We start from the raw sequence: 24,257 nt of genomic DNA on the forward strand, positions 1-24,257 counted from the left end.
CCGATGTAGGCTTGGCCGAAATTTTCAAGACAAGCCCCCGCCCGGTCATAGTCACTCACTTGCATCGAGCGAAAAGCCATACAACTAACCGGAGTAACCAGGTTCACGACGATGAACCCAAAATGGATGATCCGACCACCGTCGCTCCAAGCTATATTGGCCTTGCCACTCCTTGAGAAAGCGGTTAATTCCCCTGTTTGCCCGAAGCGCATACTGTTCTGCCGCTTGCAGGTCATGCCTGTTCAGCCACTCGGTGATTACCGGTGCCGCCGCTAGGCCATCGCCCAGTGCGTTGGAAATTCCCGAAGAGGTCAAAGGATCAAAGGCAGCCAGGGCATCGCCCACTGCGATCCAGCCCGGCCCAGCTGCTTGGGTAACAAAACCGCTGTAGGCGGCAAAGCAGGTAAGCGAGAGTGCGTGCTGGCGAGAAGGTTGCAGCCGCTGTTGTAACTCTTCTGTCTGGCCCCAGAGCGCATAGAATGCTTCGTGATTTCGTAACCCCTTCTGGCGCACAACGGATGCTTCTGACATCAACGCCAGCAGTGCTGAACCATCGGGCAAACCGGTAGCGTACCACCAGCCGTCGGCCACCGATTCCACCAAAGTGATACCTTCCAGCCTGCCGGCATTGGGCCATTTACACGCCACCGCCACCAGATCGTCGAGACGCTTTCGCTCTACCCCCAGTCGCCTACAGAGAGTAGCTCCGCGCCCGGAAGCGTCGACGAGGTAACGACAACTTAGTAGGTGCTGTTTGTCTTGATGCGTTATTTGCAGTTGCCACTCACTACTATCCCAGCGTAGAGATTCCAACACTGCTGGCGTTAGTAGTTGCGCACCTCTCTCACAACTAGCTTGACGCAGATCTTCGTCAAAGCGCTCCCGATCAAGATGCCAGCCATCCCCGGTCGAGCGATGGAGAAAATCGTCGAACCTGCGCTCTCCTGCCCATAGGGAGAGATTGGTGAAGTAGGGCCGGTGCCCTCTCGCCTCAAGGTCATCCGATATACCCAGCAGCCTCAATTTGGCAACTACGTCAGGCGCTGCGGATTCCCCCACTTTGAAGGCCTGCCTGGCGGGCCTGTCCAGTATCGCCACGCGCTCGACCCCCGCCGCTATCGCGGCGAGAGCCGTGGCGCAACCCGCAGGGCCAGCGCCGAGGATAACGAGATCGAAGTCAGCTGCCATTCGGTGTGAAAGGTCGGGGTAAGGTGCGTGCAACCTCCACAAAGCGGCGCTCTCCTTGAACCTCTTTTTCCATCACGAAACCCAGTCGCGACCAGTACTGCACCATCTGTACGTCGTCGGCAAAGGAGATGAAATCTCCCCGCATCTGATCGAAATCGGTGCCGACCCAGGCAACCTGCCCTCCCGTCTGCTCATCCGGTACCGGAATAGTCGCCTGGCGTACTCCTTGAGGTTGCGGTTCCAGGTAGACGAATTCAGGCCGCTGTGCGGGCCACCACCACAACACTCGTTCACCGATGGGTTGTGAGGAGCACTCATTGAAGTCTGCCTGCCAGGGTATGGCCATATAGCGAGTGAGATCCCCGGGCTCCATCGCCGTAGGCGTAAAGCCCAGGTTGAGTGGCCCTGCGGTGGGCGGTGCGGTGTTGATACGGAAAGGGTCGTCATGATTGTAGATGGCTCGATTGCGGGTGATCCAGGTGAGCTCGATACCGGGAGAAAACGCGCCTCCTACACAGTTTTCCAGAACATTGCGCGTCAGTGATTGAGGGCCACTATCGGCAACAGGCTCGTTGACAAAGTGCCCCGCCGCCCACTGTTGAACAAAGAAGAACTGGGTATCTGTCAAACGCAGATAAGTGGATGTAAACGTCCCACCGATAAGGCAGTTGTCTCCCGCCAGGTAGGGCATCATGGTGGCACCCCGCCCGGAGATAATGGTGTTCTCAGCTGCCGGTGGTCGTAGGACATCCAGTATCCAATTGCGCAGACCACGGTAGTGATCCTCATGGTCCGGTACTGCCCCCAGCATCTCCATGTCGAAGCTGTGGGGTTTGGGAGGAATTGCCGCAACCCAGCTGTAGGTGGTGGCCCGCTCCAGTAGTGGTTTTATCTCGCTCTGGAAGTTGGGCTTGTAGCCATCGGGGCCGCTTTGCCATATACCCTGATTATTTATCTGTGGGTTGTGTCCAGCGCGCACAGCGCTGTCGAAGATGGTGTCCCAGAGCGTTACCAGGTTGGCGATCTCTGGTGCATAGGAAGGCGGCGCCACAGACACCCAGGCCGGATCAACCGGGTTGCTGCTGCCATTGTCCCACTCGATTACCGCGCTGACGGGGCCGTCACCGGTGTCGTCCCACCAACCATCATTATTAGCGTACTGTTTGATCACGGCGCTTTCATCTTCGGTTCCGGAAACACCCAAACCGCCCAACACCAGCAGGCGACCGGCTGCGTCGGTACGCAGCTCGCCTAAAGTGTCGATACACTCCCGGTTGGGATACAGAATGCCCGTAGGGAAGTTTGCGCCCTTATAGCCCTCGGGAATTGTATTGCGGTCCATGTGGACGGGGGCGGCATCGGCGCCGCTGATCTGGCGTGGCCCTGGGTCGATAATCAAGCGGTGTCGGTCTTCCACATCGGCGTTGCGCAAGGGATGATTGCTGGCGTAACCCTGCTCTCCCTCGTTGGTGGCGAACTCATACCAACTGGCTTTCTTGTTCGCCATGTGCACGGTCCAGGTGATCGCCTTTACTCCGGGCGTATCCAGGGTAATCTCTTCGTCGCCGTGAAAAATATGAAAGCGCGCAGCCTGGCGGCACATGCGTCCCTGCTCATCCCGGAAGTCATCCTGGGTGAAGTCTCTTCCGTCAGGGTTAATGGGCAGACCGCGATATGTCTCGGGGCCGATATAGCATTTTTCCGGTGCGTTCCCCACACGGGCGATGCCAATAGGCGGGTAAATTTTGTAGTCAGTCATGATGATTTCCTTTCAACTTTAGCCCATTACAAGCCTAACGCTTTGGCTGACGTCAAAATCTCCTTGTCGCCTGCCAAGGCTGTCTTAAGGTGCGTGCGCAACGCGTTTTCCCTGGGTGATGTCGACAGCTGATCGAGCTCGTCTTCAAGCTCCTGCGTCAGTTCCCCAAAGGTGCGCTTGGTATCGCTTCTGTAGCGCCATGCTGGTGCGGCATTGGGGCCAACGGAGCTGTCGCCGTCGGCAAAGGCCGGGGTAGACATCAACGCTCTGGCGAGATGCGGCAGCACCCGGTGCATGATTGACAGGACGACACTGAAGTAAGGGTCGGAGTCGCCAGCCTTGAATGTGGCTTCGAAGGCGTGCAGCATCAGGCTGTAGTGATCATCAAAGCTGTCAGACAGCCGTTTAGCCTGCGGGTTGGTGTAGTCGCTGCTATCGGGATTGGAGAGAATGGGGAGCGTCGCCGGAAAATTAGCGCTGTCGAGCGAAACCTCGCGGAACTTGAGGAAGTGGCTCAGCTCGTACGGGGTGCCGAGGATGGGCCCGTAGGTGCCATCGGTGCGCTTGCCATAGTGGTTGTAAGTACCAAAGCTCTCAACCGGCACCAGGGGCTTTTCAGGGGGAACGGTTCCTTCTCCTTGCTCAACGATTTCGTTTACCGCCGCGTGGAAGCTCTCCTTGCCCATCACTTCGTTGACATTACCGCCAAATTTGCCGAGATAGATATTGGTTCTTTGCCGACCAGGAACACCGGTTGTACTGAAGGGGTTTCCAGGATAGGCATCCACCGCCGCGACCAAGGCGCCGTACAGCTGCGCGATGCTGTCGTAGTTGTCGCCCTGGGGAGGCGCGCCGTACTGCGACGGGCTTTCAATGGCGGCAAAGACATTGGCGAATACATCGGGGGATGCACGAAACAGGCCGACCATAGGGGTCGTCTTTGGGTTGGCCTGTGGCAGATAGCCGGGGAAAGTAGGCACCGCATCACCAGTAAATTTGGGCAGCGCGCCCAAGGCAACGATGATGTTGGCCGCCTGGTTGACATGGAACATCTCCTCCATCGCAACACTGCGCAGGGTCTGGTAGACGTGGCTACCGGTGTCTGATATGGAATAAAGTGCCGAGAGGTAGACAGGTATGGTGGTAAATTCCACCTGTAAAGCGAGCTGCGCCGCCTCCTGGAGATCCTGCAATGCGGGTTCACTGGTGCTTATAAGCCTGTCGAACAGGCCTGGAGAAACGTTCTCTCTCGCTGTTTCTGATGGCGCCATGGTTTTCATCTCCTTATGTTTCGTTACCCCGATGAGCCTGTTTCCGCGGCAGATGGAGGGAATTCGACACCTGCCGTCATTAACAGCGTCGAGGCTCCGTGCGGCCAGGCGTACTGTTACGCTTTTTTGCGTAAAGTGTTGATCTGAATGTGTGGCCAGCGGGTCGTGCCGCCATCAGTGCCGAATTGAAATTCAAAATACTGAATCTGCTCGTACTGCAACTGCAGAACTTCCTTGCCGTTTTCAACGACCGTCTCGATCCACATCCGCAAGTTCATCTCGGTTACGCGGGCGAATCGCTCTACGAATGGGGTGTTCAGTAGTCCTCCCTCGGATCCGCCGGTCTCCCGGGTGCGCATCTCAATCAGGACGAATCTTTTGATCTCCTGATCCTGAATAGCATCGCGCAAGCGAAGATCGGGACGCACCGAATAGGGGTAGTGATCGTCGGCCAGAATGCGTTGTGTATAGGTTCTGTTGCCGCTTGGGTCTCTCTCCGCCAGACTGGGGTCGTGAACCCAGGCCGGTGCCGGTTCATCGAGATTAATGGGAGTGTTGGCGGTGGTGCCTGCCAGCCCCATACTTGGAGAGATGGCCAGGTGATTGGGATCCCAGGCGGCTGTGCCATGGGGAAATTCCGGGCTCCCGTTCTTTTCAGAGTCTGTACCCAGCAACAGCACGGTGCTGCCATGGGGAATCGTACCGCTGCGGGAGACCGTATAAGGCGGCACATACACCGGGCCGTCGGAACTGGCGCCCGCCGCCAGTTCGGGATAACCGATATCGGTCATGATGGAGTCGTCATCGGCGGGATGGTTATAAAGAGTACTCAGCCAGAGGTACATACCGTTTTCATCATGAAGCAGATTGCCATCGAGATCATGGATACTCTGTTCGTACTTTACCGCTCCGCTGAACTGCTCGTTGGCGCCACCGCGGTTGCGTACTCCGCCGGGTACTAATGTAAAAGTAAGCTCCTCCTTGTAGTCTTGGCAGAGAAAATGAAACTTGCCGGGAATGGTTTCGGAGTTGGTTCCTGGGGAAGGCAGGCACGTGGTGTGCAACCCCCATCTGGTCTTGTTGTTGTCTGGGTTGTAGTTAACCCAAGTTCCCGCCAGCTGTTCCAGAACGCCGTAATTCGCAGGCTCTTTGAGTACAGCAGGGGTATATCTCGGTTGTTGGGTAGGCATGATTTCAACTCCCTCTTGTTATTCTTGATCTGCTATTTTTGTTCGCTGTTTCCTAAGGTAAGGAACGTAGCCGTACGCCATTCATTCGGTTCTGCTCGGCTCTAGGGGAGTGGCTACTCACCCGCCCTAGACGGTCGTGCGGGAGTAAAGTGAGTCGGAGTTCGGCGGCCCTGCGCGTTCCCTGCGTATAAGCCGTGTCATTATGGTGTTATTAATATTCTAGTATTCAGACTAGCACCGAAGAATGATTTGTCCATATGACATGTTCTTTAATGCTTAGGAACAAAGTTCGACTTCGAATGGGCGGTGTGCCCAGATAGGCGTCACCCAGCGAGTATTTCTCTACATACTGCAGGAGTTTCAGTACTTGGTGGATCGCACCAGGAAGCTGAGTTGCGAACTTTGGAAGGCAAACGCAACGCAGCCCGTAAGCTGATTGCTCGCACCGAAATGGACGATCAAATGATCGCGGATATTGAAGAGTTTCCGGTTGAAGAAGTGGAAAAGTTGCGAGCTGAGATCCAGCCAGCACTAAGCAAACATGACCCCACTTCTCCTGATAGCAAGCCCTAACCGAAAGCCGTCTGCTGAAAGCTCTCGCGCGCAGTAACGCCAGCGTGCCATGCCTGAAGCGGCGGGTAGTCTTCTTTCCAGCTCACCTCTGGCAGTCTGAAAGCGAGGTAATCCAGCGTCAACCCAGTGGCGGTTTCGCCGAATTTTATGGCAGAGGCCAGCTGTCTACTACGCCTGTTGCCCTGAGCGTGGATAAACTATGCTCGCATGGGTACAAACAGTACTCTCCATTACGTTGCCCTTTTCACTCAAATCTGGAGGGCCTGCGATGCCTGGGCCACAGCCTGGGTACGAATGGCGTGGCGCTCACGGGTTGCATCAAGACAGCGCTTTACGATGTGTTCAGGCGAGGTGCGCTGCGTGCCACCAGTAAATGGGGGCTCCGGGTCGTACTCAATCTGGAGTTGTATCTGGCGTGCGGTGTCTTCATCAACCATTAAGGCAACGGCCCTAATAGCCATATCAATTCCTGATGTCACGCCACCTGAGGTGAAGATATTTCCATCCACGCACATGCGCGACTCATCCGGGATAGCCCCGAATGCAGGCAGAAACTCTCGTGCTTGCCAATGACAGGCTGCACGCCTTCCCAGCAACAACCCAGCAGCGCCGAGCAACAGGGATCCTGTACAGATGCCAAGAATAAACCGGGCTTGGCTGCCTTGATGTGCGGTGAATTCTACCCAACGTGGGTCAATCAATGTGTCATCCGTACCGGGGCCGCCTGGTACCACCAATAGATCGCAGGGTTGGGCGTTTTCAAACGTTACCGTGGGCAGCATTGTTAAACCACGATCCGACACTACCGGCTCCATAGAAGTAGATACAAAATCGATGTTGACGCCAGGTATCCGAACAAGCACTTCATAGGGCCCCGTCAGGTCAAGTTGAGTCAGCGCTGGAAACAGCAGAAAATTGATTTGCATGAATACCCTCCGTTGAAAGTCATTAAGGTAGAGGTTGCCGTGAATAAATGTGTGCCAAAAACAGGTGAAATTGCGCCAATCCATATTGGCTTTCTCGTTTTCCCGGGTTTTCAACCCATTGACCTGAGCGGCCCATGGCAAGCCTTTTCGACGGCTAACGAAGAATTGGGCCAACCGCTTTACCTGCTTGCAACCTACGGGCCTTCAGCCGACGTGAGCACTAGCGACGGTGGATTACGCATTTTTGTTGAACACTCACTAGAAACATTAATCCCGCAGCGTTTACACACAGTCATCGTTCCAGGAGGTTTCGGCGTCTACCACGCTGCCCAAGATAGGAATATCCAGTATTGGCTCAAATCCCAAGACTTGTCTTCGATACGCACCTGCAGCATATGTACAGGGGCCTTCCTTTTGGCGTCAGCAGGGCTACTTGAGGGTCACTTGGTCACAACTCATTGGCGAGCTGCTGAACAACTTCGCCAAGCATTTCCAAGTTTGGACGTGGCCGATGAGAGAATTTTTTGTGAAAGCGGGAAGTACTGGACAACAGCAGGTGTGACAGCAGGCATCGATCTTGCACTTGCATTGATTGAGCGAGACTGCGGCCCCTTGATCTCTCAGCAAGTCGCTCGACGCCTTTTGGTATATTTGAGGCGCCATGGCGATCAGCGCCAATACAGCCAGACGCTAAGAATGCAGGATCGTGCAGGAATGCCCTTCCAAAAGCTTATCGAACAGATAGAGAAGGATCTTGCATGGTCATGGTCGGTGGACGAGATGGCTGCGGTAAGCAATATGTCACGTCGCACATTCCAGCGAAAATTCAAGAAGTGCTTCGGCGTATCATCCGTGGAAGCACTTAAGGCCTTGAGGCTAGAGAAGGCACAATTACTGATGGCTGCTGGAAGCATGTCAAAGAAGGAAGTTGCTCGTCAGGTTGGATTGCAGCTAATTGATGTTCCCGACAAATAAATTGTAATGCCTGACTGCTCAATTACCTTCGCATTAAAGCTACTGGCTAAACGCAAAGGCCCATATGCTATCAGTAGAGAACAGTACTCATCATATTCTATCTAGCAATGATGCCTTGCGATTAGCCCCTCCTTCCTTCCGCCCCGTTAGAGGCTTTTTTTGCTCACGTCCTCGCATCGCTTGGCGAGTCTGTGCGATCCGCATCAGTCGTTGAAAGGTAGGACATTCCAGATGACTTGGCGCCTCGCACGTCACAACATGACGCAAACCATCACGTAGTGCTGTCAGCTCTTTGATGCGGCGATCCAGAAGATCGGCCTTGGTACTCACCATATCACGATCGATTTCCGGCTGTCGTTCAGAACCCAGCATTTCGCGCATCTCGGTCAGGGAAAACCCTGCGACCTGCCCTAGTGCAATCAGCGATAAGCGCGTCAAAACGTCCGTTTCGAAAACCCGGCGTAATCCATTGCGCCCTACTGACCTGATCAGCCCTACTTCTTCGTAATAGCGCAGTTTCGATGCGGGAATGCCGCTTTTACGGGAGAGTTCGGAAATATCAATCATGGCACTTGACTTCAAGTCGACTTGAAGTAATAGGCTACTTCTCCTCACCCTAACCTTCAAGGAGATTGAGGAAGATGCTTATTTTCAATAATCAGGCTCGTTTCACTCACAGAGTTGGCCCTGCATTTACGCTATTGGCCGTCATTCAGGCCACACTGATTTTCACCATCACCTTGGTTGCAGTGCCTCTGCCTTTAATTGCTTCGGAATTTGACCTAACAACGGCTGATCTGGTCGTACTTCAAATCGCCTATGGCCTGCCCTACAGCGGCCTATTACTACTAGGCGGGAACCTAACTGACCGCTTCGGCGGGACAATCCTTTTAAAAATAGGGCTTTGGGTCTTCGGTCTAGCGTCACTAGGGGCGGCGCTAGCGTCAGGCTTTGAGTTACTCGTCGCAATGCGTGGGTTACAAGGAATTGGCGCAGCCATGGTGGCACCCGCTGCATTGGCACAGGTCGCAGTGCTATTTCCTCACGCTAAAGACTTTGACCGAGCCATGGCACGCTGGGGTGGTATTTCGGTATTGGGAGCCGCAATAGGGACTGTTCTTTCGGGGATCGTGACTACCTGGGTTTCGTGGCGATGGATGTTCTTGGTTCCTTGCGCAGTTTCGGCGATAGCGCTGATGGTTGGTGGGAGGCTTTTGCCCTTGGTACTACGGAGCAAGCATCAAGAACAATCGCTGGATCTTCTCGGCGCGGGGCTTGCCCTTTTGGGTTTCTCGGCAGGCGGATACGGTTTGGCCATGGGCAGCGAAATAGGCTGGGCCTCGCCTTCAGCTCTGACTGCATTGGTGCTGGGTTTAGCTTCTTTGGTTGGCTTTGCTTGGCATGAGCACCGGGTAGATGCGCCACTACTACCGCCAGATTTTCTGCGACACAAAGACCGTCTTGGGGGAGCCTTTGGCATCTTTTTGGCAGCGGCCAGCATGGGGCTGGTGACCTTTATTCTAGCGATCTACCTACAAGGAAGCCCCGGGTGGAGCCCGCTGGCGACGGCTGGTGCAATGGTACCCTTCCTTGCGGTTCTTATTCTGGGCGGTGCGCCGTCAGGACAAATTGTTCTTCGCATGGGCGCATGGAATGCCATGCTTCTCGGGCTAGTGCTCTCTGCCATCGGGCTTTGGCTGTTGGCAGGTTTCGGGCCAAATTATGTGCTCGATATACTGCCAGGTTTGGTCATTTTACCCGCGGGCACTTCTCTGATCTTCGCTGCTTCGGCGGTCTTGATGACCCAAGGCGTTGCCCCTGCACAAATGGGACTTGCAGGCGGTGTAATGAATACGGCGATGGAACTTGGCCCAACCGCCGGGCTAGCAGGCTTCATGACTCTAACCGCGCTACATACGGAGATTGAGGCAGGCTGGTCTCTTGCTTTCATGGCGGCAGGCGTCACTGCATTCCTGTTGGCGCTATGGGCGTGTTTTGTGATTAAAGCAGCAAGGATAAAAGGAGCGCAGCGATGAACGGGCTGCTGATCGATGCCCTACGGCTCGGTGTTGGGGCGACCGCTTGCATGGATATCGTAGCGCTGTTGCAGAAACGCCTGTTAGGTATTCCTTCACTGAATTACGCAATGGTCGGGCGTTGGCTGGGACACTTGCCGAGCGGCAGGTTCATCCATCGACCTATCGGTAAAAGCACACAGATCCAAGCCGAGTCGGCTCTGGGGTGGTTTGCGCATTATCTGATAGGGATCGCTTTCGCTATCATGTTCCTTGTACTTGTCGGGCCAGACTGGCTGGCCCGCCCTACGCTCGTGCCTGCTTTAGGTTTCGGTGTGATGACGGTGCTTGCGCCTTTTCTTGTCCTGCAACCTTGCTTGGGCGCTGGGGTCGCCGCTCGTAAGACACCTCAGCCAAACATCGCTAGGCTGCGCAGCCTTTTGGCACACTCAAGCTTCGGCCTGGGCCTATGGATTGCGGGCTTGCTTTGACTTAGTCAGCATTGCCGTGCAGGCAGATACCCGCACGAGCTAGCGACAATGTCTTTACCTCATCGCCTTGAGTTACGTCACGATGCCCACGGTGCCCAAAATCAGCCGTGCATTTTGGGCACCTGCTGCATTTGTTCGTTATGCAGCCCCTTGAGAAACTCTGGTGCTAAATCCGCACCATTTGGCCAGACAACCGTTTCAAGCTCAGGATCGACTGATACTTTTCGAAAAACGGCTATATCTTTTAGCGGTTCAAATACCGGGCCGCTCAACACGCCATCAAGATCCACTTCACCTGACGTCCCGTCATCAAACGCCACCCAGATTTTGTAATCAACCACATATTCAGCAGATTTGATATGCAACATGATTTACTCCAGCGGTGCAATGTCATTGAGAGGCTCTCCTGCTCTAGCTCGACGCCAGTTTTCTTCAAGCTCAACTTCATGCAGCGAAATCCACTCTTTAACAAAGATCGTCGCCCTCTTCGGCAGTTCGCCTTCCAGTATGGTTCCATCGAACGCAAATAGTGCCTCATAACCGGAATATTTAGCGTGAAAATGCGGTGGATTATGATCGTTGAAATACATAGCAATCAAAATTCCATAAAATCTACTAATAACTGGCATGGTCAATGCTCTCAATGAAAATCAGCACCACATGATATTACGATCGAACTCCAACATGACAATGGTTGTTAATAGTGGCCATCATGATAACGTTCCGCAGGAGTATTGCGATTAATGGATAACGTCACTTCCGCTAACAGAATGCCGTCTCCTGAAAGCTCTTTATTGAGACCATCCCAGCGTGCCAAACCTGAAGCTGTGGGTACTCTTCTTGCCAGTTCACCTCTGGCAGCCTGAAGGCGAGATAATCCAGCGCCACTGCGGTGGCGATTTCACCGAGATGAACTGACGAAGAAAATGGTTTTTTAAGCTCACTGTCCAGCTGTTTTAAGATTCGTTGAATAGCCCGAGAACGCCGCTCTCCCAACACGCTATCATCAATCTCGTTGCCGTAATGCTTTCGGGCAATCACGGTATTGAACGCGGCATCCATCAGGTTTTGGCCCAACCCCGCCAGATGCAGCACCTCAGCCAAACGGTCTTGAGGAATCACCAGCTTGTTAGGGCTTACGCCATCCAGGTAAACGGCAATCAGCAGTGACTCGCTTAGTGTGGTGCCCTCCTCCGTTATCAGCGCTGGAATACGCCCGGCAGGGTTGGCTTTCAATAGATCGGCATCGTCTGCCCAGGGGTCGCACCACTTTAGCGTGACACTTTCCGCTAAGCCTTTTTCCACTAAAACGATTCGCGCCAGGCGCGCATAGGGTGATGTGCCGTTCAGGTAGAGTTCCATTATTGCCTCCCGTGGTGTGAAGTTTGTTTTGTCGATTGCTGAGTAGAAAGGTGCCCGTGGCGCTGCTGTACGCCACGGCTTAGCAGCACCAATAAAAAGCCTACCGCTAGCATAAAGCCGCTGATGGCAAATAGCGGCGCGTAGGTGCCCCAGGCACCATAAAGCGCAGACATGGCATATCCCGCCAGCGCCTGGGCAGCAGCAAAAGCAGCGGTTGCCTGCCCCCAGAGCTTTTTGTGTGCGGTAGGGCCTACTAATTCGGCAAGACGGCCAGAGGTCAACGCGACAATGCCGGGGATCATTGCTCCCACCATGAAAGAGGATATCGATTGACTAAGGAGCGCTAGCGAAAATACCGGCAGCGATACAGTGGCAGCCTTCGCCACAAAGGCGATCGCCAAGCCACGATGCCAACCCACTCGATGCGCCAAGGCACCCACCATTAGCGGCCCACATACGGCGCCTAACCCGAAGATGCCCCACTGCAAGGAAGCTGCGTGATTACCCAGGGCGTTTTCCCTGGCGAGATAGTCCACCCAGAACACGGTATGGGGCACAAACCCAACCGCGTCCAGGGCATAAGCGCCTATGACCAGCAGCACCACTAGCTTTACTCCCGCAACTTCCTTCTGACTATTGACCGTTGGGCTAGTTGCCAAAGGTGGGGCTACATGTAAATGGTTAACACCCCAGTCGCCTAAAAGACCCGCCGCGATGCAAAGCAACCCCAGCGTGCCCCAGGTTACCGTTAGGCTTAACTCAAGAAGCACAGGCACGATGAAAGCTGAAAGCAGCGCGCCCAAGCCAATACCAGTAAACACCATGGCACCAACGCTAGCTCGCCTTTCAGGCGGAGTGGCCGCCAACGCCAGCGAGGGGCCAACCACCATTAAAACGGCCCCAGCAATACCGGAGACCAATCGCCAGCAGAAGAACCAAGCAAAATTGCCCGCGCCAGCGCAAAGCATAAAGCTGAGGGCGATAGCCGCGAAACTTGTGCCGATTACCAGCCTAGGAGAAAAGCGCTCACTCAAGGCGTGGGCGGAGAGCGCGCCGATAAAGTAGCCCAGCAGGTTAGCGGCCCCGAGATAAGCACCTTGGCTGGCGGTGAACCAGCCTTCCTGAATAATCGCAGGCAGTAGCGGCGTGTAGGCGAAGCGCGCAATGCCAATGCCCGCCAAGGTTGCCATTATGCCGGTTATTAGGGCGGGTAGGTCTTGGGCAGTGAGTGTTCGATTCATCATATTGTGTCCTTTTCGTGCCGCCATTCGGGCAAGGTGGGCAGCGCGTTGGTACACAGCCAGACTACGCGCGAGGAACTATTTCTAGAAACGATTAGTTATGATCACTACTATCTTGTTTTGAGATAGCCTGACGATTAACGACGGGGAGATGGGGTATGCAACTTAAATCACTGCGGCTATTTATGGCGGTGGCCAAAACGGGCAGTTTCGTGGCGGCGGCAAATCAGCTGCACACGGTGCAATCCAACGTGACGGCCCATATCAAGAAACTTGAGGATGAGCTAGACGTACAGCTGATTCAGCGTGCGGGCCGCGTTCGCCCTACGAGCGCTGGTTTGGCATTGGTGGAGTACACTGAACGCATGTTGACGGCCCACGATGAAGCGGTATCGCTCTTCAAGGGCCAGGAGAAGGCGTGTGGCCGACTACGTATTGGCGCCATGGAAACCACCACAGCTATACGCCTTCCGCCGATACTGGCGGCGTACCACGCCGCGCAGCCTGACGTTGATATCCAGATCAAAACCGGGCCAACGGCGGAACTGGTCGAGTTGTTGCTAGACGGGCAGGTGGACTGTGTCTTTGTGGCCGGGCGGCTTGAGCATAGCCGCTATCACTTGCTTAAGGCTTTCAGCGAGCAGCTTGTGCTGGTGGGTTCAACGCCAATGTCGACGATGCCCTCTTCACAAAAGCTGCTGACATCGGCCTTCCTGGCGTTTCGCCAAGGGTGTAGCTACCGCCAACGTATCGAGCTATTGCTGGCCTCCCACGGCGTGAATGCCGGACGGATATTCGAGTTTGGTTCACTGGACGCGATGCTAGGCTGTGTCGCGGCTGGAATGGGTTACACGGTGCTGCCCCGTGGGACAGTCGAGGCTCACCAATACCGATTCGGGATTCACACCCTGGAACTGCCCTCGTCCATCGCCAATATCGATACCTACTTTGCCGCCTTCGAACCAGAAACCTGGACACCCGCCCTGGCAAGTTTCGCTGAAACCTTGCGCGAAGCGGTGGTGGATGAGCCTCAGCTGACTGCATCTTGAATGGGGTAGCTGGCTGACCTCTGAGGCTTTATCAGCTTCTCTCCGCCCTACCAAGCAACAAGACAGATAAACCCGCGGCGATAAACGTAATGCCAGCACCAATATTCAACCCAAAAATAGTGCGCGGATGGCCTTCTAGCCATCTCGCAAATAAGGATGAAAAGGTACCTAACACTGTAAAAACCGCGAATGCCAGCAACGCAAACCATGTACCTAGCAAGAGCGTTTGTAGCTCGACTGTTCCATGCAGGGGAGATACAAACTGAGGAACAAAGGCCAAAATAAACAGCGCTGGCTTGGGATTAAGTACATTGGTTAAAAAGCCGGTGAGAAACACAGCCCGATGGGACAAGTGGCTCTGAGACGAGAAAACAATCAACTCTCTTGAGCGCAAGGTTTTGATCCCTAGCCAAACCAAATACCCAGCCCCAGCGAATTTAACCACACTAAACGCTACTGCCGATGTTTGAATGAGAACCGTCAATCCCAGAAAAGCGACTAGAACATGCACCATCAGGCCAAGACCAGCCCCGGCACTAGAGATAGATGCCGCTAGACGTCCCTGACTAAGCCCCCGACTAACGGCAAGAATATTATCAGGCCCCGGCACAAGAATGATTAAAATGCATGCGACGGTATACGTCAGCCAGGTTTCGATAGGTACCATGCTATCTCCTAGGAAGCTAATGCTTGGTTCTTAATGGCTTGTTATAGCACAACATTGAAATGGACGATCCTGTTATGAAAGGACTCAAGCGCTGATTATTAACCTTCATTCTCTTTATGCACCATTCTATTGGCTAACACCGGCTTACCGTTGTACCAGCCCTCAAACTCCCCAACCATACTGAAGCCATATCGATGATAAAACGCTTTTGCCGTCACATTGCTTTTCGCGACACAAAGCTTAGCGGGCCTAGCGATCATGTGGTCAACCAGTTGACTGCCTGAGTGAGCTTCAGCTCACTGCGCCGTAAGTGGGTAGCTGGCTGATCAGTGAAGTTGATCAAAGATTTCCGGGCGTTGCTCAGCAATACGCAAAAGAGCAACCGCCGGGCCCTGTGGCTCTCTTCGACCTTGTTCCCAGTCCTGAAGCGTACGTATGCTTACCCCCAGCAGCCCCGCAAAAGCTGATTGAGAGAGCTTCAGTTTCAACCGAATCATTTTGGGGGGTGAAGGCGCTGCTAACTCATTAGTTCGCAGCGCAACTCTGCCTTTCTTGAACTGTTTAATCTCATTAATCCCGTCGAGAATCTCTACTCCAAGGTTTCTATCAACCATTTTTGATTGCCTCCGCTATCTGCTTGAGCATGTGCCCAGGAATACTGGCGCGCTCCGTTTTACTGTACAGCGTGAGCATCCATATCTCGTGGTCAGATTTCTTCCAATAATAGACAGCTCTGATACCGCCGCTCTTTCCCGAACCTGTTGATGACCAGCGAACTTTACGAACACCACCGGAGCCTTTGATGAGGTCGCCTGCATCCGGTTTCTGCAACAAATACGTTTGCAGCCCACGGTACTCCTCATCCGTGAGGTAGCTTGGTAGCAGCTTGGTGAACGTAGAAGTTTCGATGAATAACATCATCTAAATATACGGCCTTGCCGTATAGAAAACAAGGCTAGATCGCAACTTCACCCCCTTCGTTAACCACCTTGGGCTCGAATCCGCTCTGCAAATAACGTAGCGTGTACTAGTACAACATTGAGGTCTTTGGATATTGGCTCACTCTATTAGACTCTTACTCAACGCAACGAGATCCTCAGCCACCACATCCCAGGCTTGCTCTGCTGCTAAATCCTTGCGCTGCTCCGGGCCATATTCTGTACGGCGGGGTATAAACGCCGTTTTCATTCCCAATGCACGGGCAGCCCCCAGGTCGTAATTGTGCGCTGCGCATAGCATCACCTCTTCAGGCGGCAGGCGCAGCAGGCGGCAAGCGCCTAAATATACCTCAGGATCAGGCTTATAGTGTTGGAATAATTCGGCGCAAAACACCATGTCCCATGGCAGTTTGGCATAACGGGCAACGTCCACCATTAACGACAAATTGCCATTCGTCAGGGTGGCGATGATGTAGTGCTCCTTCAATTGCTGAAGGCCACGCTGAACATCCGGCCATGGGTCTAACTGATGCCAAAAGTGATTGACGCGATCAATGGTCGCCTCGTCTAGCGTAATCCCATGTTGCTTGAGTAGTTTGACTAGGCTTTCTCGATGCAGATCGTCCAACCCCGTCCATGGAATTTCACCTTTACGCACCCGATCCATCGAAGACGCATAATGCTGACGCCATTGATCCGTCAGCGCTTCACCGGGTAGCTCAATCCCCAACTCCTTCTCTAATGCCCTGAATTGATTAATCAAACTGGAACGCCAATCAACAATAGTGCCGAATACATCAAACACGATGGCTTTCATTAACGTCTCCTTGCCGTTGGATGGTCATTAATAGTCCCAATAGTGTCATGGCGATCAGCAGGCTCCAGCCAAGTATAAAGCTGCCCGTTACATCCAGCATCCACCCTAGCAGTGGCGGTACCGATACAATCGCCAGTTGGTTAATCGCCATGGCTAGCCCCAGCACAAAGCCGGTTTTATTGGCGGGTGCCGACTCTGCTACATAAGCCACCCAAGGGCCGTACCAACCGAAACCAAAAAAACCCAGCCAGGCCATCAAGCAACCCAGCATGAACATTGAACTGAGCGGTAGCCAAACCAGTACCAGCAATCCAACGATCACCGCCACCATGCACACCATTACCGGAAAATAGCGCGTGCGACAGCGATCGCTCCAGGCCGCCAGCAAAATACGCCCGGCAACCCCGGCCCCCTGAGCCACAAATAACAACGTCGCGGCCTGCAGCACTTCCATCTGTAAGCGGCTGTGCAGATAAAGCACGGTAAAAATCAACATACCGTACTGAACCGAGATCAAACTAATACCGGACGCCATAATCTGTTTCATGGCCGGTTCGCGAATCATCGCCAGCCGCGACAAGACTACGTTTGTTAGGCTGCCTTCAGAGGCTCTTGCGACCGGTGCCACGCCTGCAGGTGCACGATAAAAAAGCATAAAAACCAACGCGCCAAAGATCGCAATCAGTCCACCCACCAGAAAAGAGGCACGCCACCCCCAAGTGATAGCGACGGTTGGCAATACGATCGCCGCCAGCGCACCGCCCAGGGGCAAGCCCGCCTGACGAATGCCCATGGCAAAACCGCGCTGAGATTTATCAAACCATGCCGCTACCGATTTGCTACCGCCGGGCTGGGCGGTACTGTAGCCTGCCCCGACGATAACCAAAAACAGCAGCATGGCCCAGTAGCTTTCAGCCAGTATGGCAGCGCACAGCGCGATGCCTACTACTAGAGTGCCTACCCCCACCACTAAGCGCTCACTAAATCTGTCCAGCAATTCCCCGGCAACCAACAGCCCGATCAAAGGCACCAACTGAGCCGCCGAGACCAGCGCCCCAATCTGAAATGCGGAGAGCCCCATATCGGCCTGTATATAGACGCTAATGGCACCGATACCCTGAACGAAGAAACACGCCGCTGCCTGAGCAAGAGTGGCTATCAGCAAAATGATCCAGCGGTAGTGTTGAACAGAAGCCATCGGCAGCATCGTCGTCATAGGGGTTCTCAGCACATTGAGCCTTTCCCTAGCATTAGCCATTTATGGGCGTTAAGCCACGACGATTTCGCAACGCTTGTTGCCAAATCAGCAAGCACAGTGTGTATTCCGATCTGGGTTGCACGACAGGCTAAAAAGAGGCGAAAACACTGCCAACGCTGCAACGTGCTCTCAACGTACCAATCAAACAACGTTAGAAAAAGCTCTCAAATCCTTCATTTCCAGGAGGCCATCCCATAGTCGCTGGGCTTCAGCGGTTAAGGGCGCTGTTCGTCGCAGCAGGGTAATGTTTAATGGCACATCAAAGGCTGTACTTCCGGCTCGAACTAGCCGCTTAGCACTGAGATCTTCTCGCACTAGCGAATAGGGAAGCCATGCAACACCCAGTTTTGATAACGTCATATGGCGCAAGTTGTCAGCGAGTCCAGCATCATGATGTTGCTGCAGATTTAAGTCTTGCTGCGCGAGCATGGCAGTCAGCGACCACTCCAAGTGGCACTGTTGTGGGTAATTCAGAAATGAGAGTGAAGAGCCGTCTGTCACATGTAAATTAAACAGTGGCTGACCGGCAACATTGGGCGCGCTAACAGGGATGAGATACTCGGTATCCAGCTCAATAGAAGCGTAGCTATCACTCACTACCCCCAAGCGCCTTGCAATAAGGTGTTCACAATCGAATAGCGCCGTTACGAAGTCGGTTTCTCCCTGGTTGAGCGCGGTCAGGCATTCCGGCAAGGTATTCGAGTCGATGCTAAATTTAGCCTGTGTGAACTGCTCTTGTAAGCGCGGTAGCCACTGGGGAAAGAACATCGTCGCCATAATGTGTGGTGAGCAAAAACGTATCCGCTGTTTTTGGTCATTAATATCGTCAGCAACGGAGCGACGAAAGCAATCTAAAGAGCTAAGTGCTTGCGAGGCTACCGTTTGCAGTCTGTGTCCTGCCTCCGTCAGCACTAACATCCCTTTACGCCGCTCAAACAGCGCGGTGCCTGCCCACTCCTCAAGCCCTTGAATACGGCGACTCAACCCTGACACCGACACATGCCGGTGCTCCGCCGTACGACTGAAACTTTTGGTCTCGCAAAGAACCAGAAAATCTCTCAAGATTATTAAATCAGTCATTGGCGGCCTTTCAGCAGGTAAGTGTTCATCATATAGCTGAGATAGCTGTTGCAATGGGAGCCATCACGGCTTCCCCTGCCATGATGCTTAGGACTACGCCATCTTCTGCCAGTGTTGGATACTAGAGAGATCCTCATGCTCTAGCTACTCTGCTTTGAAGAGATCCCAGCGCATTTGTAAATTCAGCCAAAAATCTGCTGAAACACCAAAAAATCGTGCCAGCCTTAGTGCCGTGCTGGGCGTAACACCCCGCTTTTTATTCACCAGTTCATTGATCCGTTGGTAAGGAACGTGGATAGCAGCGGCCAACTCACGCTGGGTAATGTCCATGGGCTGCAAAAACTCTTCCAGTAACATTTCGCCGGGGTGTGTCGGTTCGCGATGTGTGGGGACACGAATCATAGTTTTCTCCTTTTAGCCTCCTGTTAGTGATAATCGACTAATTCGACCTCATCAGGCCCAGCCTCAGTCCACTTAAAACAAAGGCGGTACTGCCCATTGATTCTGATACTGTGTTGCCCGGATCTATCGCCTGATATCACTTCAAACCGGCTCCAGAAGCCAACCCTGCTCGGTTGCCAGCAGGCGGTCTGTTAGCGCTAGATTTTTCAGAAAGGCGTCGTCGTGGGATACCACCACTAACGCACCCTGGTAACTGCGCAGCAGGGCTTCCAGTGCTTGTGCGGATGGCAGGTCGAGGTGATTATTGGGCTCGTCGAGCAGCAGCAATTGCGGGCGCGATTCGGCGTAGAGGATGCAGGCCAGTGCTCCTTTTAGGCGTTCACCTCCACTTAGTCGGCCGCTGGGCGTGGTGATCTTATGCGTGTCCAGGCCTAGTTGGGCCAGTAGCATGCGCAGCTCACCTTCTGTCATTGAACGGTTAGCCAGTTGCAGCTGTTCGAGCACGCTCTTTTCGGGCTCAAGATTTTCCAATCGCTGGTCGAGATAAGCACTTTCTGGGGTCACCTTGCAGGTTCCGGCTAATGGCTCCATCTGGCCCGCTAGCACGCGAAGCAGCGTAGATTTACCACAGCCGTTGGGGCCGATGATACCGATGCGCTGCGGCCCTCTCAGCATTAGGCTAATGCGACGAGTGGCACCCTTAACAAACGGTAGCTCTACCCTTTCCAATTCTGCCAAACAGCGCTTGGCGACTTGATTAACGGGTATTTCATGCAGGGTGATGTGCGCTGCGTCTTCAACCTGCTTTGCGGCTTCCCGCACGCGCTGGTTAAGTTGTTCACGGCTGGCCGCCTGCTTTTGGCGCAGCGCGCCGGTGGAGTTTTCGCTTCGCTCTTTCTGGCCATCCAGTATTGACTTGGCCTGATTGGCTTCCTTGCCCTGTCGGTTACCGCGGGCTTGCCGTTTCTCCTGTCGTTCACGCTGCTTGCGCATTGCCCGTTCCTGGCGTTGGCGCTCCAGCTTATGTTGATTGAGTTGGTCAATCGCAGTTTGCTGCTCGTGAGCTTTCGCTTCGGCATAGAAGGTGTAGTTGCCACCGTAACTGTGTAGCCCTGAGGGTGAAAGCTCCACAATGCGCTCCATGGACTCTAGCAGTTGGCGGTCATGGCTGACCACGATCAGTCCACGCGGCCAGCGCTGCAGCTGTTCAATAAGTGCTTGACGGTTGGGTCGGTCGAGATGGTTGCTTGGCTCATCAAGAATCAGGAAATTGGCATCCGAGAGCATGGCGCCCATTAGGGCAATCCGCATGGCTTCCCCACCGCTCAGTGTGCTGGCCGGGGTAGTGGCTTCAAGATAGCCCAAGCCATTGCGATCAAGCTCATGGCGAAACCGCTGGGGCAAATCCCAACGATCATCGACTGCCTCAAAATCCTCTGGTGCCGTGCTGCCAGTTTCAATTCGCGCCAGCGCATCCAATGTTGCTCGCACATTCGCGAGATCAGCAACAGACGCCTCCTTTAGTTGGGCAACTTGCTGGGCAAGGTAATGCACGTTGTCGGGGCGCTGACAGTGGCCGCTGGCAGGTTGCAACAAGCCCGCGAGAATTTGGGCTAAGACTGTTTTGCCGACCCCATTGCGGCCCACCAGCCCCGTGGGGCGTGTGTCGAACTGTTCATAAAGATCGGTAAAGAGCGTCCTGCCATCCGGCAAAACGTAGGAGACACCCTTTAAGGTGAGATGGGTAGTGGTCATAGGTGATTCCATAGATGCCAAGTACTCCCCCTGGGTCAGGGGCTAATGGAGACTGGCCGTTATTGCAACGGCGGGCATCAATGGCTCATTGGACAACTACCTTTACTTAGCGTGAAAAGGACTTCAATAGTACAAATAACAATAGGGGGTCGGCAAGAACATGACCGTCCTGGCCTAAATATTTAAATTATCCCCGCTAACAAACGAGTAGAGCAAAACGTCAGATCGGTACGCCCAACCCTGGCTTGCCCAGAACTTCTGGGCGGCTTTGTTCTGGGGAAGAATCATCAGGTGCGATTTTAGTATTCCATCGTTTTTAAGGGCTTCTAGACAAAGGTTTACCTGCTCTGTTGCTATGCCCCTTCGACGATGCGAGTCCACCACCGACAAGCGCTGAACATAACCACGCTTGCCATCGTGGCCCGCCATAATTGTTCCCTCAAGCTTGCCTTCTACTTTTGCCACAAAGCTCAGGCCGGCGCTAGTGTTGAGTAAATCTCTAGTGCCGACCGTTACTGGGCAGGATCACTTTGATGTTTTGGATAGGGCGCCCCACCTTGGCACATAGGCAGCGAATACGGCGATCACTTTAGCGTTTCATAGAGATTCTTGCTGCCCTCGGCTAGCGAGAACGCCGCCACTCCGCCAGCGATTGAATGTCGCTTGGTGATGTTCGGCAGCAGCCGCCAATGCCTGATGCACCTGCTGCCAGCCACTGCTCAACCCCTTGCTCCAAGCCCGAAGGGCCGGTAACGGTATGGTCGCATGTAGCGGAGTGCCAGGTTTTGGTCACTGGATCGTAGACTTCCCCTGAATTGGGATACACCACTATCGGCAGATCACACTCACGGCGGATTTCCTGAATCAATGATTCGATGTAAGCAAGCGCCGTGCAGTTCACACCAATCGCCGCCACACCTGGGCAGTTGGCCAGAGCGGCGGCACATTCTGCGATAGGCGTTCCATCGCTAATATGTTGGCCATCCTTTGCTGAGAAAGTGATCCAGGCCTGGGCACCTGGGTGCTCGGCCAGCAGATCGGTGATCGCCAGCGCCTCTTCAAGGGAAGGTAACGTTTCGACGGCCAATAGATCAGCACCTGCGGCCAGCAGCAGCTCAAACCGCTCGCGGTGAAACGCCACCAGCCCGGCACGATCCAAGCCATAGCCGCCGCGGTATTCACTGCCGTCTGCTAGGTAGGCGCCATACGGGCCGACGGATGCGGCTATCAATGGCTTGGGCCGGTCGGTTTGACCGGGTTGCCACACCGCTTCCCGCGCCTGCCGGGCCAGCGTGACCGATAGCTGAATTAACGCCCGCGCCTCTTCTGCCGTCAGCCCTGCCTGCATAAACCCTGGCACCGTGGCTTGGTAGCTGGCGGTAATCGCGCAGTCGGCTCCGGCCGCAAAGTAGGCCTGGTGAACCTGACGGATCTTCTCCGGTGCCTGGGCCAGCAGGCGCGCCGACCAGAGGTTGTCATTGAGGTCGCAGCCCAGCGCTTCAAGCTCGGTGGCCAAGGCACCGTCGATGACCATAAAGGGCACTTGCGCCAAGAGAGCTTTGATCGGATTCAACTCATTCATAGGGGCACTCATACGGTCTTTTCCTCGACGGAGTTGGGCGAATATTCAGGACGCTGGGAGGCCGCACGGTGGCGCACAAAGTGCACCAAGTAGCACAGGCCAATAAAAGGCACACCGAAATAGAGCGCGACACGTTGCTGCGGGTCAAAGGCGATGCCAATGCACGCCGCCAAGCAGGCTGCAAATGCAGTGAGCGGTACCCAGGGGTAGAACGGCGTACGATAGACCAGGTCCTTCAGTTGCCCTCCTCCTCGCAGGTAATGGCGCCGGAAGTTGAACTGGCTGAGCGCAATCGCCATCCAGACCACCACCACGGCTAAACCGGAAATCGAGACCAATACCAGATAGACGGTTTCAGGCGCATAAACGCTGGAAAACAGCGCGCCTAGGCCACCCACCATGCTCAGTAATACGGCATTCATCGGGATACCGCGCTTGTTGAGTCGGCTCAATGACTTCGGCAAAGTGCCCTGATCAGAGAGCGTCCACAGCATGCGCGAAGAAGCATAAAGTCCAGAATTCGCTGCTGAGAGCAACGCGGTGATGATCACAAAGTTCATAATATCGGCGGCACCCGGTACGCCAAGGCGCTGGAATACGGCCACAAAGGGGCTTTGACTGAGCCCGGCCTGATCCTGAGGTAACAGCGCCGCAATCACGACGATGGTGCCGACAAAAAACAGGATCAACCGCCACAGTGTCGCGCGAATGGCTTTGGGCACATTGCGGCCCGGATCGACGGTTTCCCCAGCGGCAATCCCAATCAGCTCGGTGCCAGAAAAGGCAAACATGACCGCCAGTAAGGTAGTGCCAATGGCCAGCAGGCTGGGCGGCATGGCGCCTTCTCCCCACAGCGCCGAAAGGCCTGGTGAGGCAACCTGCGCACCAGCGGCGTCATGCAGCGGCACCCAGCCAATAATCGCCACCGCGCCCACCAGCACAAACACCACCACCGCGATCACCTTGATCAATGAAAGCCAGAATTCAGACTCGGCAAAGAAGCGTGTGGTAAACGCATTGACGCCAAAGACGATTGCCGCAAACAGCCCACTCCAGTACCAGCCGGGGATATTGGGAAACCAGCGGCCCATAAACACCGCCGCGGCGGTGAACTCTGAGCCTAACGCTACCGTCCAGGTAAGCCAGTACATCCAGGCCACCATGTAACCGGTGCCGGGACCGATATAACGGCTGGCATGGGCACTGAAAGCCCCCGACTCCGGCATATGCACGGCCAGCTCACCCAGGCACATCATCACCAGCCAAGCGACGATGCCGCCTACCAGGTAGGCCAAAACAGCGCCGATAGGCCCAGCCTGCTGCACTGTATAACCGGAACTCAAAAACAACCCGGTACCAATTACCCCACCCAACGAAAGCATCACCAAATGGCGCGTCTGCATACTGCGCTTGAAGTGCGCACGTTCTTGATATTGGACTTGGTCACTGCCTTGATAAAGATCTTGATCCCTTGCTTGCTTACTCATGGTGCATCCCTATCGTTGGCCTAACGAGGCAGCAAGCGCCCAGCAGCCTAACTCAGAAAGGGCGCTATTTTAGGGCATTCTTAACTTTCTAAAAAGCATAAAAGAATGATTGCATATTCTTATTTTGAATATAAAAACCTGTTTTGGGTGATAAGCGCGGGCTCCGGCCTGTTTTTTTGCCCGCCCTTTCAGCATTGACCCGCTTAACATGGCAAAAAAAAGCGCCCTGTC

At 54.3% G+C, this 24,257-nt stretch carries 26 protein-coding genes and 1 pseudogene; 5 read left to right on the top strand and 22 right to left on the bottom strand.

Features of this window, described 5'->3' with window-relative positions; translation table 11 throughout:
• Positions 1 to 84: 84 nt before the first annotated feature.
• The 4 genes from A6R74_RS12230 to A6R74_RS12245 all read right to left on the bottom strand — a co-directional run bounded on the left by A6R74_RS12230 (position 85) and on the right by A6R74_RS12245 (position 5,408).
• Positions 85 to 1,230: a tryptophan 7-halogenase gene (locus A6R74_RS12230; protein WP_125410300.1), complete on the bottom strand. Its 1,146-nt coding sequence runs from the start codon at positions 1,228 to 1,230 to the stop codon at positions 85 to 87.
• Positions 1,178 to 2,947, bottom strand: a complete 1,770-nt coding sequence (locus tag A6R74_RS12235) for a LodA/GoxA family CTQ-dependent oxidase (RefSeq protein ID WP_064234754.1) — start codon at positions 2,945 to 2,947, stop codon at positions 1,178 to 1,180. The genes A6R74_RS12230 and A6R74_RS12235 overlap by 53 nt, the downstream gene beginning before the upstream one ends.
• A gap of 26 nt (positions 2,948 to 2,973) precedes the next feature.
• Positions 2,974 to 4,218, bottom strand: coding sequence for a ferritin-like domain-containing protein (locus tag A6R74_RS12240; RefSeq protein ID WP_064234755.1), 1,245 nt, complete (start codon positions 4,216 to 4,218; stop codon positions 2,974 to 2,976).
• Positions 4,219 to 4,334: 116 nt separating this feature from the next.
• Positions 4,335 to 5,408 carry a peroxidase, FMP-type gene (locus A6R74_RS12245; RefSeq protein ID WP_064234756.1) on the bottom strand — a complete coding sequence of 358 codons (1,074 nt, stop codon included), beginning with the start codon at positions 5,406 to 5,408 and terminating at the stop codon, positions 4,335 to 4,337.
• Positions 5,409 to 5,801: 393 nt separating this feature from the next.
• Here A6R74_RS12245 and A6R74_RS12250 point away from each other — a divergent pair, with 393 nt between their 5' ends.
• Positions 5,802 to 5,981 carry a hypothetical protein gene (locus tag A6R74_RS12250; RefSeq protein WP_064234757.1) on the top strand — a complete coding sequence of 60 codons (180 nt, stop codon included), beginning with the start codon at positions 5,802 to 5,804 and terminating at the stop codon, positions 5,979 to 5,981.
• A 248-nt stretch (positions 5,982 to 6,229) separates the two neighbouring features.
• Here the strand turns inward: A6R74_RS12250 and A6R74_RS12255 are convergent, their stop codons facing one another.
• Positions 6,230 to 6,907 carry a DJ-1/PfpI family protein gene (locus tag A6R74_RS12255; protein ID WP_064234758.1) on the bottom strand — a complete coding sequence of 226 codons (678 nt, stop codon included), beginning with the start codon at positions 6,905 to 6,907 and terminating at the stop codon, positions 6,230 to 6,232.
• Here A6R74_RS12255 and A6R74_RS12260 point away from each other — a divergent pair.
• On the top strand, positions 6,902 to 7,882 hold the full coding sequence (locus tag A6R74_RS12260) for a GlxA family transcriptional regulator (RefSeq protein WP_205634186.1): 981 nt from the start codon (positions 6,902 to 6,904) through the stop codon (positions 7,880 to 7,882). The two genes, A6R74_RS12255 and A6R74_RS12260, sit on opposite strands and share 6 nt — an antisense overlap.
• Positions 7,883 to 7,972: 90 nt before the next feature.
• Here the strand turns inward: A6R74_RS12260 and A6R74_RS12265 are convergent, their stop codons facing one another.
• A complete protein-coding gene (locus tag A6R74_RS12265; protein ID WP_064234759.1) occupies positions 7,973 to 8,449 on the bottom strand; it encodes a helix-turn-helix domain-containing protein in 477 nt (158 codons plus the stop codon).
• Positions 8,450 to 8,523: 74 nt separating this feature from the next.
• Between A6R74_RS12265 and A6R74_RS12270 the strand changes: the two genes are divergently transcribed.
• Both A6R74_RS12270 and A6R74_RS12275 read left to right on the top strand, forming a co-directional pair.
• Positions 8,524 to 9,918, top strand: coding sequence for an MFS transporter (locus tag A6R74_RS12270; RefSeq protein ID WP_064234760.1), 1,395 nt, complete (start codon positions 8,524 to 8,526; stop codon positions 9,916 to 9,918).
• Positions 9,915 to 10,388, top strand: coding sequence for a DUF2938 domain-containing protein (locus A6R74_RS12275; RefSeq protein WP_064234761.1), 474 nt, complete (start codon positions 9,915 to 9,917; stop codon positions 10,386 to 10,388). The genes A6R74_RS12270 and A6R74_RS12275 overlap by 4 nt, the downstream gene beginning before the upstream one ends.
• 101 nt (positions 10,389 to 10,489) lie before the next feature.
• On the opposite strand, the gene A6R74_RS12280 is transcribed toward A6R74_RS12275, so the two are convergent.
• The 4 genes from A6R74_RS12280 to A6R74_RS12295 all read right to left on the bottom strand — a co-directional run bounded on the left by A6R74_RS12280 (position 10,490) and on the right by A6R74_RS12295 (position 12,991).
• On the bottom strand, positions 10,490 to 10,756 hold the full coding sequence (locus A6R74_RS12280) for a DUF2442 domain-containing protein (RefSeq protein ID WP_064234762.1): 267 nt from the start codon (positions 10,754 to 10,756) through the stop codon (positions 10,490 to 10,492).
• Between the two features lie 3 nt (positions 10,757 to 10,759).
• Entirely contained in the window at positions 10,760 to 11,017 is a 258-nt protein-coding gene (locus A6R74_RS12285) for a DUF4160 domain-containing protein (RefSeq protein ID WP_064234763.1), read from the bottom strand.
• 133 nt (positions 11,018 to 11,150) lie between these two features.
• Positions 11,151 to 11,750 (bottom strand): glutathione S-transferase family protein, encoded by a 600-nt coding sequence (locus tag A6R74_RS12290; protein ID WP_064234764.1) that lies wholly within the window; start codon positions 11,748 to 11,750, stop codon positions 11,151 to 11,153.
• Positions 11,750 to 12,991 (bottom strand): YbfB/YjiJ family MFS transporter, encoded by a 1,242-nt coding sequence (locus tag A6R74_RS12295; RefSeq protein WP_064234880.1) that lies wholly within the window; start codon positions 12,989 to 12,991, stop codon positions 11,750 to 11,752. The genes A6R74_RS12290 and A6R74_RS12295 overlap by 1 nt, the downstream gene beginning before the upstream one ends.
• 158 nt (positions 12,992 to 13,149) lie before the next feature.
• On the opposite strand from A6R74_RS12295, the gene A6R74_RS12300 reads away from it, so the two are divergent.
• Positions 13,150 to 14,040 (top strand): LysR family transcriptional regulator, encoded by an 891-nt coding sequence (locus A6R74_RS12300; protein ID WP_064234765.1) that lies wholly within the window; start codon positions 13,150 to 13,152, stop codon positions 14,038 to 14,040.
• A gap of 31 nt (positions 14,041 to 14,071) precedes the next feature.
• Here the strand turns inward: A6R74_RS12300 and A6R74_RS12305 are convergent, their stop codons facing one another.
• From A6R74_RS12305 to A6R74_RS12355, 12 genes and pseudogenes are all read right to left on the bottom strand, one after another.
• A complete protein-coding gene (locus tag A6R74_RS12305) occupies positions 14,072 to 14,707 on the bottom strand; it encodes a LysE family translocator (RefSeq protein ID WP_064234766.1) in 636 nt (211 codons plus the stop codon).
• Between the two features lie 326 nt (positions 14,708 to 15,033).
• Positions 15,034 to 15,321: a helix-turn-helix domain-containing protein gene (locus A6R74_RS12310; RefSeq protein ID WP_064234767.1), complete on the bottom strand. Its 288-nt coding sequence runs from the start codon at positions 15,319 to 15,321 to the stop codon at positions 15,034 to 15,036.
• Positions 15,314 to 15,628 (bottom strand): transcriptional regulator, encoded by a 315-nt coding sequence (locus tag A6R74_RS12315; protein WP_240488223.1) that lies wholly within the window; start codon positions 15,626 to 15,628, stop codon positions 15,314 to 15,316. Before A6R74_RS12315 ends, A6R74_RS12310 begins: the two co-directional genes overlap by 8 nt.
• 138 nt (positions 15,629 to 15,766) lie before the next feature.
• Positions 15,767 to 16,462 carry a haloacid dehalogenase type II gene (locus A6R74_RS12320; protein ID WP_064234768.1) on the bottom strand — a complete coding sequence of 232 codons (696 nt, stop codon included), beginning with the start codon at positions 16,460 to 16,462 and terminating at the stop codon, positions 15,767 to 15,769.
• Positions 16,443 to 17,693 carry an MFS transporter gene (locus A6R74_RS12325; RefSeq protein WP_240488224.1) on the bottom strand — a complete coding sequence of 417 codons (1,251 nt, stop codon included), beginning with the start codon at positions 17,691 to 17,693 and terminating at the stop codon, positions 16,443 to 16,445. The genes A6R74_RS12320 and A6R74_RS12325 overlap by 20 nt, the downstream gene beginning before the upstream one ends.
• Before the next feature lie 168 nt (positions 17,694 to 17,861).
• Positions 17,862 to 18,800: a LysR family transcriptional regulator gene (locus A6R74_RS12330; RefSeq protein WP_064234770.1), complete on the bottom strand. Its 939-nt coding sequence runs from the start codon at positions 18,798 to 18,800 to the stop codon at positions 17,862 to 17,864.
• A 144-nt stretch (positions 18,801 to 18,944) separates the two neighbouring features.
• Positions 18,945 to 19,202, bottom strand: coding sequence for a HigA family addiction module antitoxin (locus A6R74_RS12335; RefSeq protein WP_064234771.1), 258 nt, complete (start codon positions 19,200 to 19,202; stop codon positions 18,945 to 18,947).
• Positions 19,203 to 19,225: 23 nt separating this feature from the next.
• A complete protein-coding gene (locus A6R74_RS22345; RefSeq protein ID WP_082906664.1) occupies positions 19,226 to 19,342 on the bottom strand; it encodes a type II toxin-antitoxin system RelE/ParE family toxin in 117 nt (38 codons plus the stop codon).
• 1 nt (position 19,343) lies between these two features.
• Positions 19,344 to 20,957 carry an ABC-F family ATP-binding cassette domain-containing protein gene (locus A6R74_RS12340; protein WP_064234772.1) on the bottom strand — a complete coding sequence of 538 codons (1,614 nt, stop codon included), beginning with the start codon at positions 20,955 to 20,957 and terminating at the stop codon, positions 19,344 to 19,346.
• A 174-nt stretch (positions 20,958 to 21,131) separates the two neighbouring features.
• Positions 21,132 to 21,434: pseudogene (locus A6R74_RS12345) on the bottom strand (GNAT family N-acetyltransferase); the annotation flags it as partial.
• Between the two features lie 145 nt (positions 21,435 to 21,579).
• On the bottom strand, positions 21,580 to 22,551 hold the full coding sequence (gene mmuM / locus A6R74_RS12350; RefSeq protein WP_240488226.1) for a homocysteine S-methyltransferase: 972 nt from the start codon (positions 22,549 to 22,551) through the stop codon (positions 21,580 to 21,582).
• Positions 22,548 to 24,026: an amino acid permease gene (locus A6R74_RS12355; protein WP_082906666.1), complete on the bottom strand. Its 1,479-nt coding sequence runs from the start codon at positions 24,024 to 24,026 to the stop codon at positions 22,548 to 22,550. The genes mmuM and A6R74_RS12355 overlap by 4 nt, the downstream gene beginning before the upstream one ends.
• Positions 24,027 to 24,257: the final 231 nt, after the last annotated feature.

The organism is Halomonas sp. ALS9 (genome assembly GCF_001651035.1).
GTDB lineage: Bacteria > Pseudomonadota > Gammaproteobacteria > Pseudomonadales > Halomonadaceae > Vreelandella.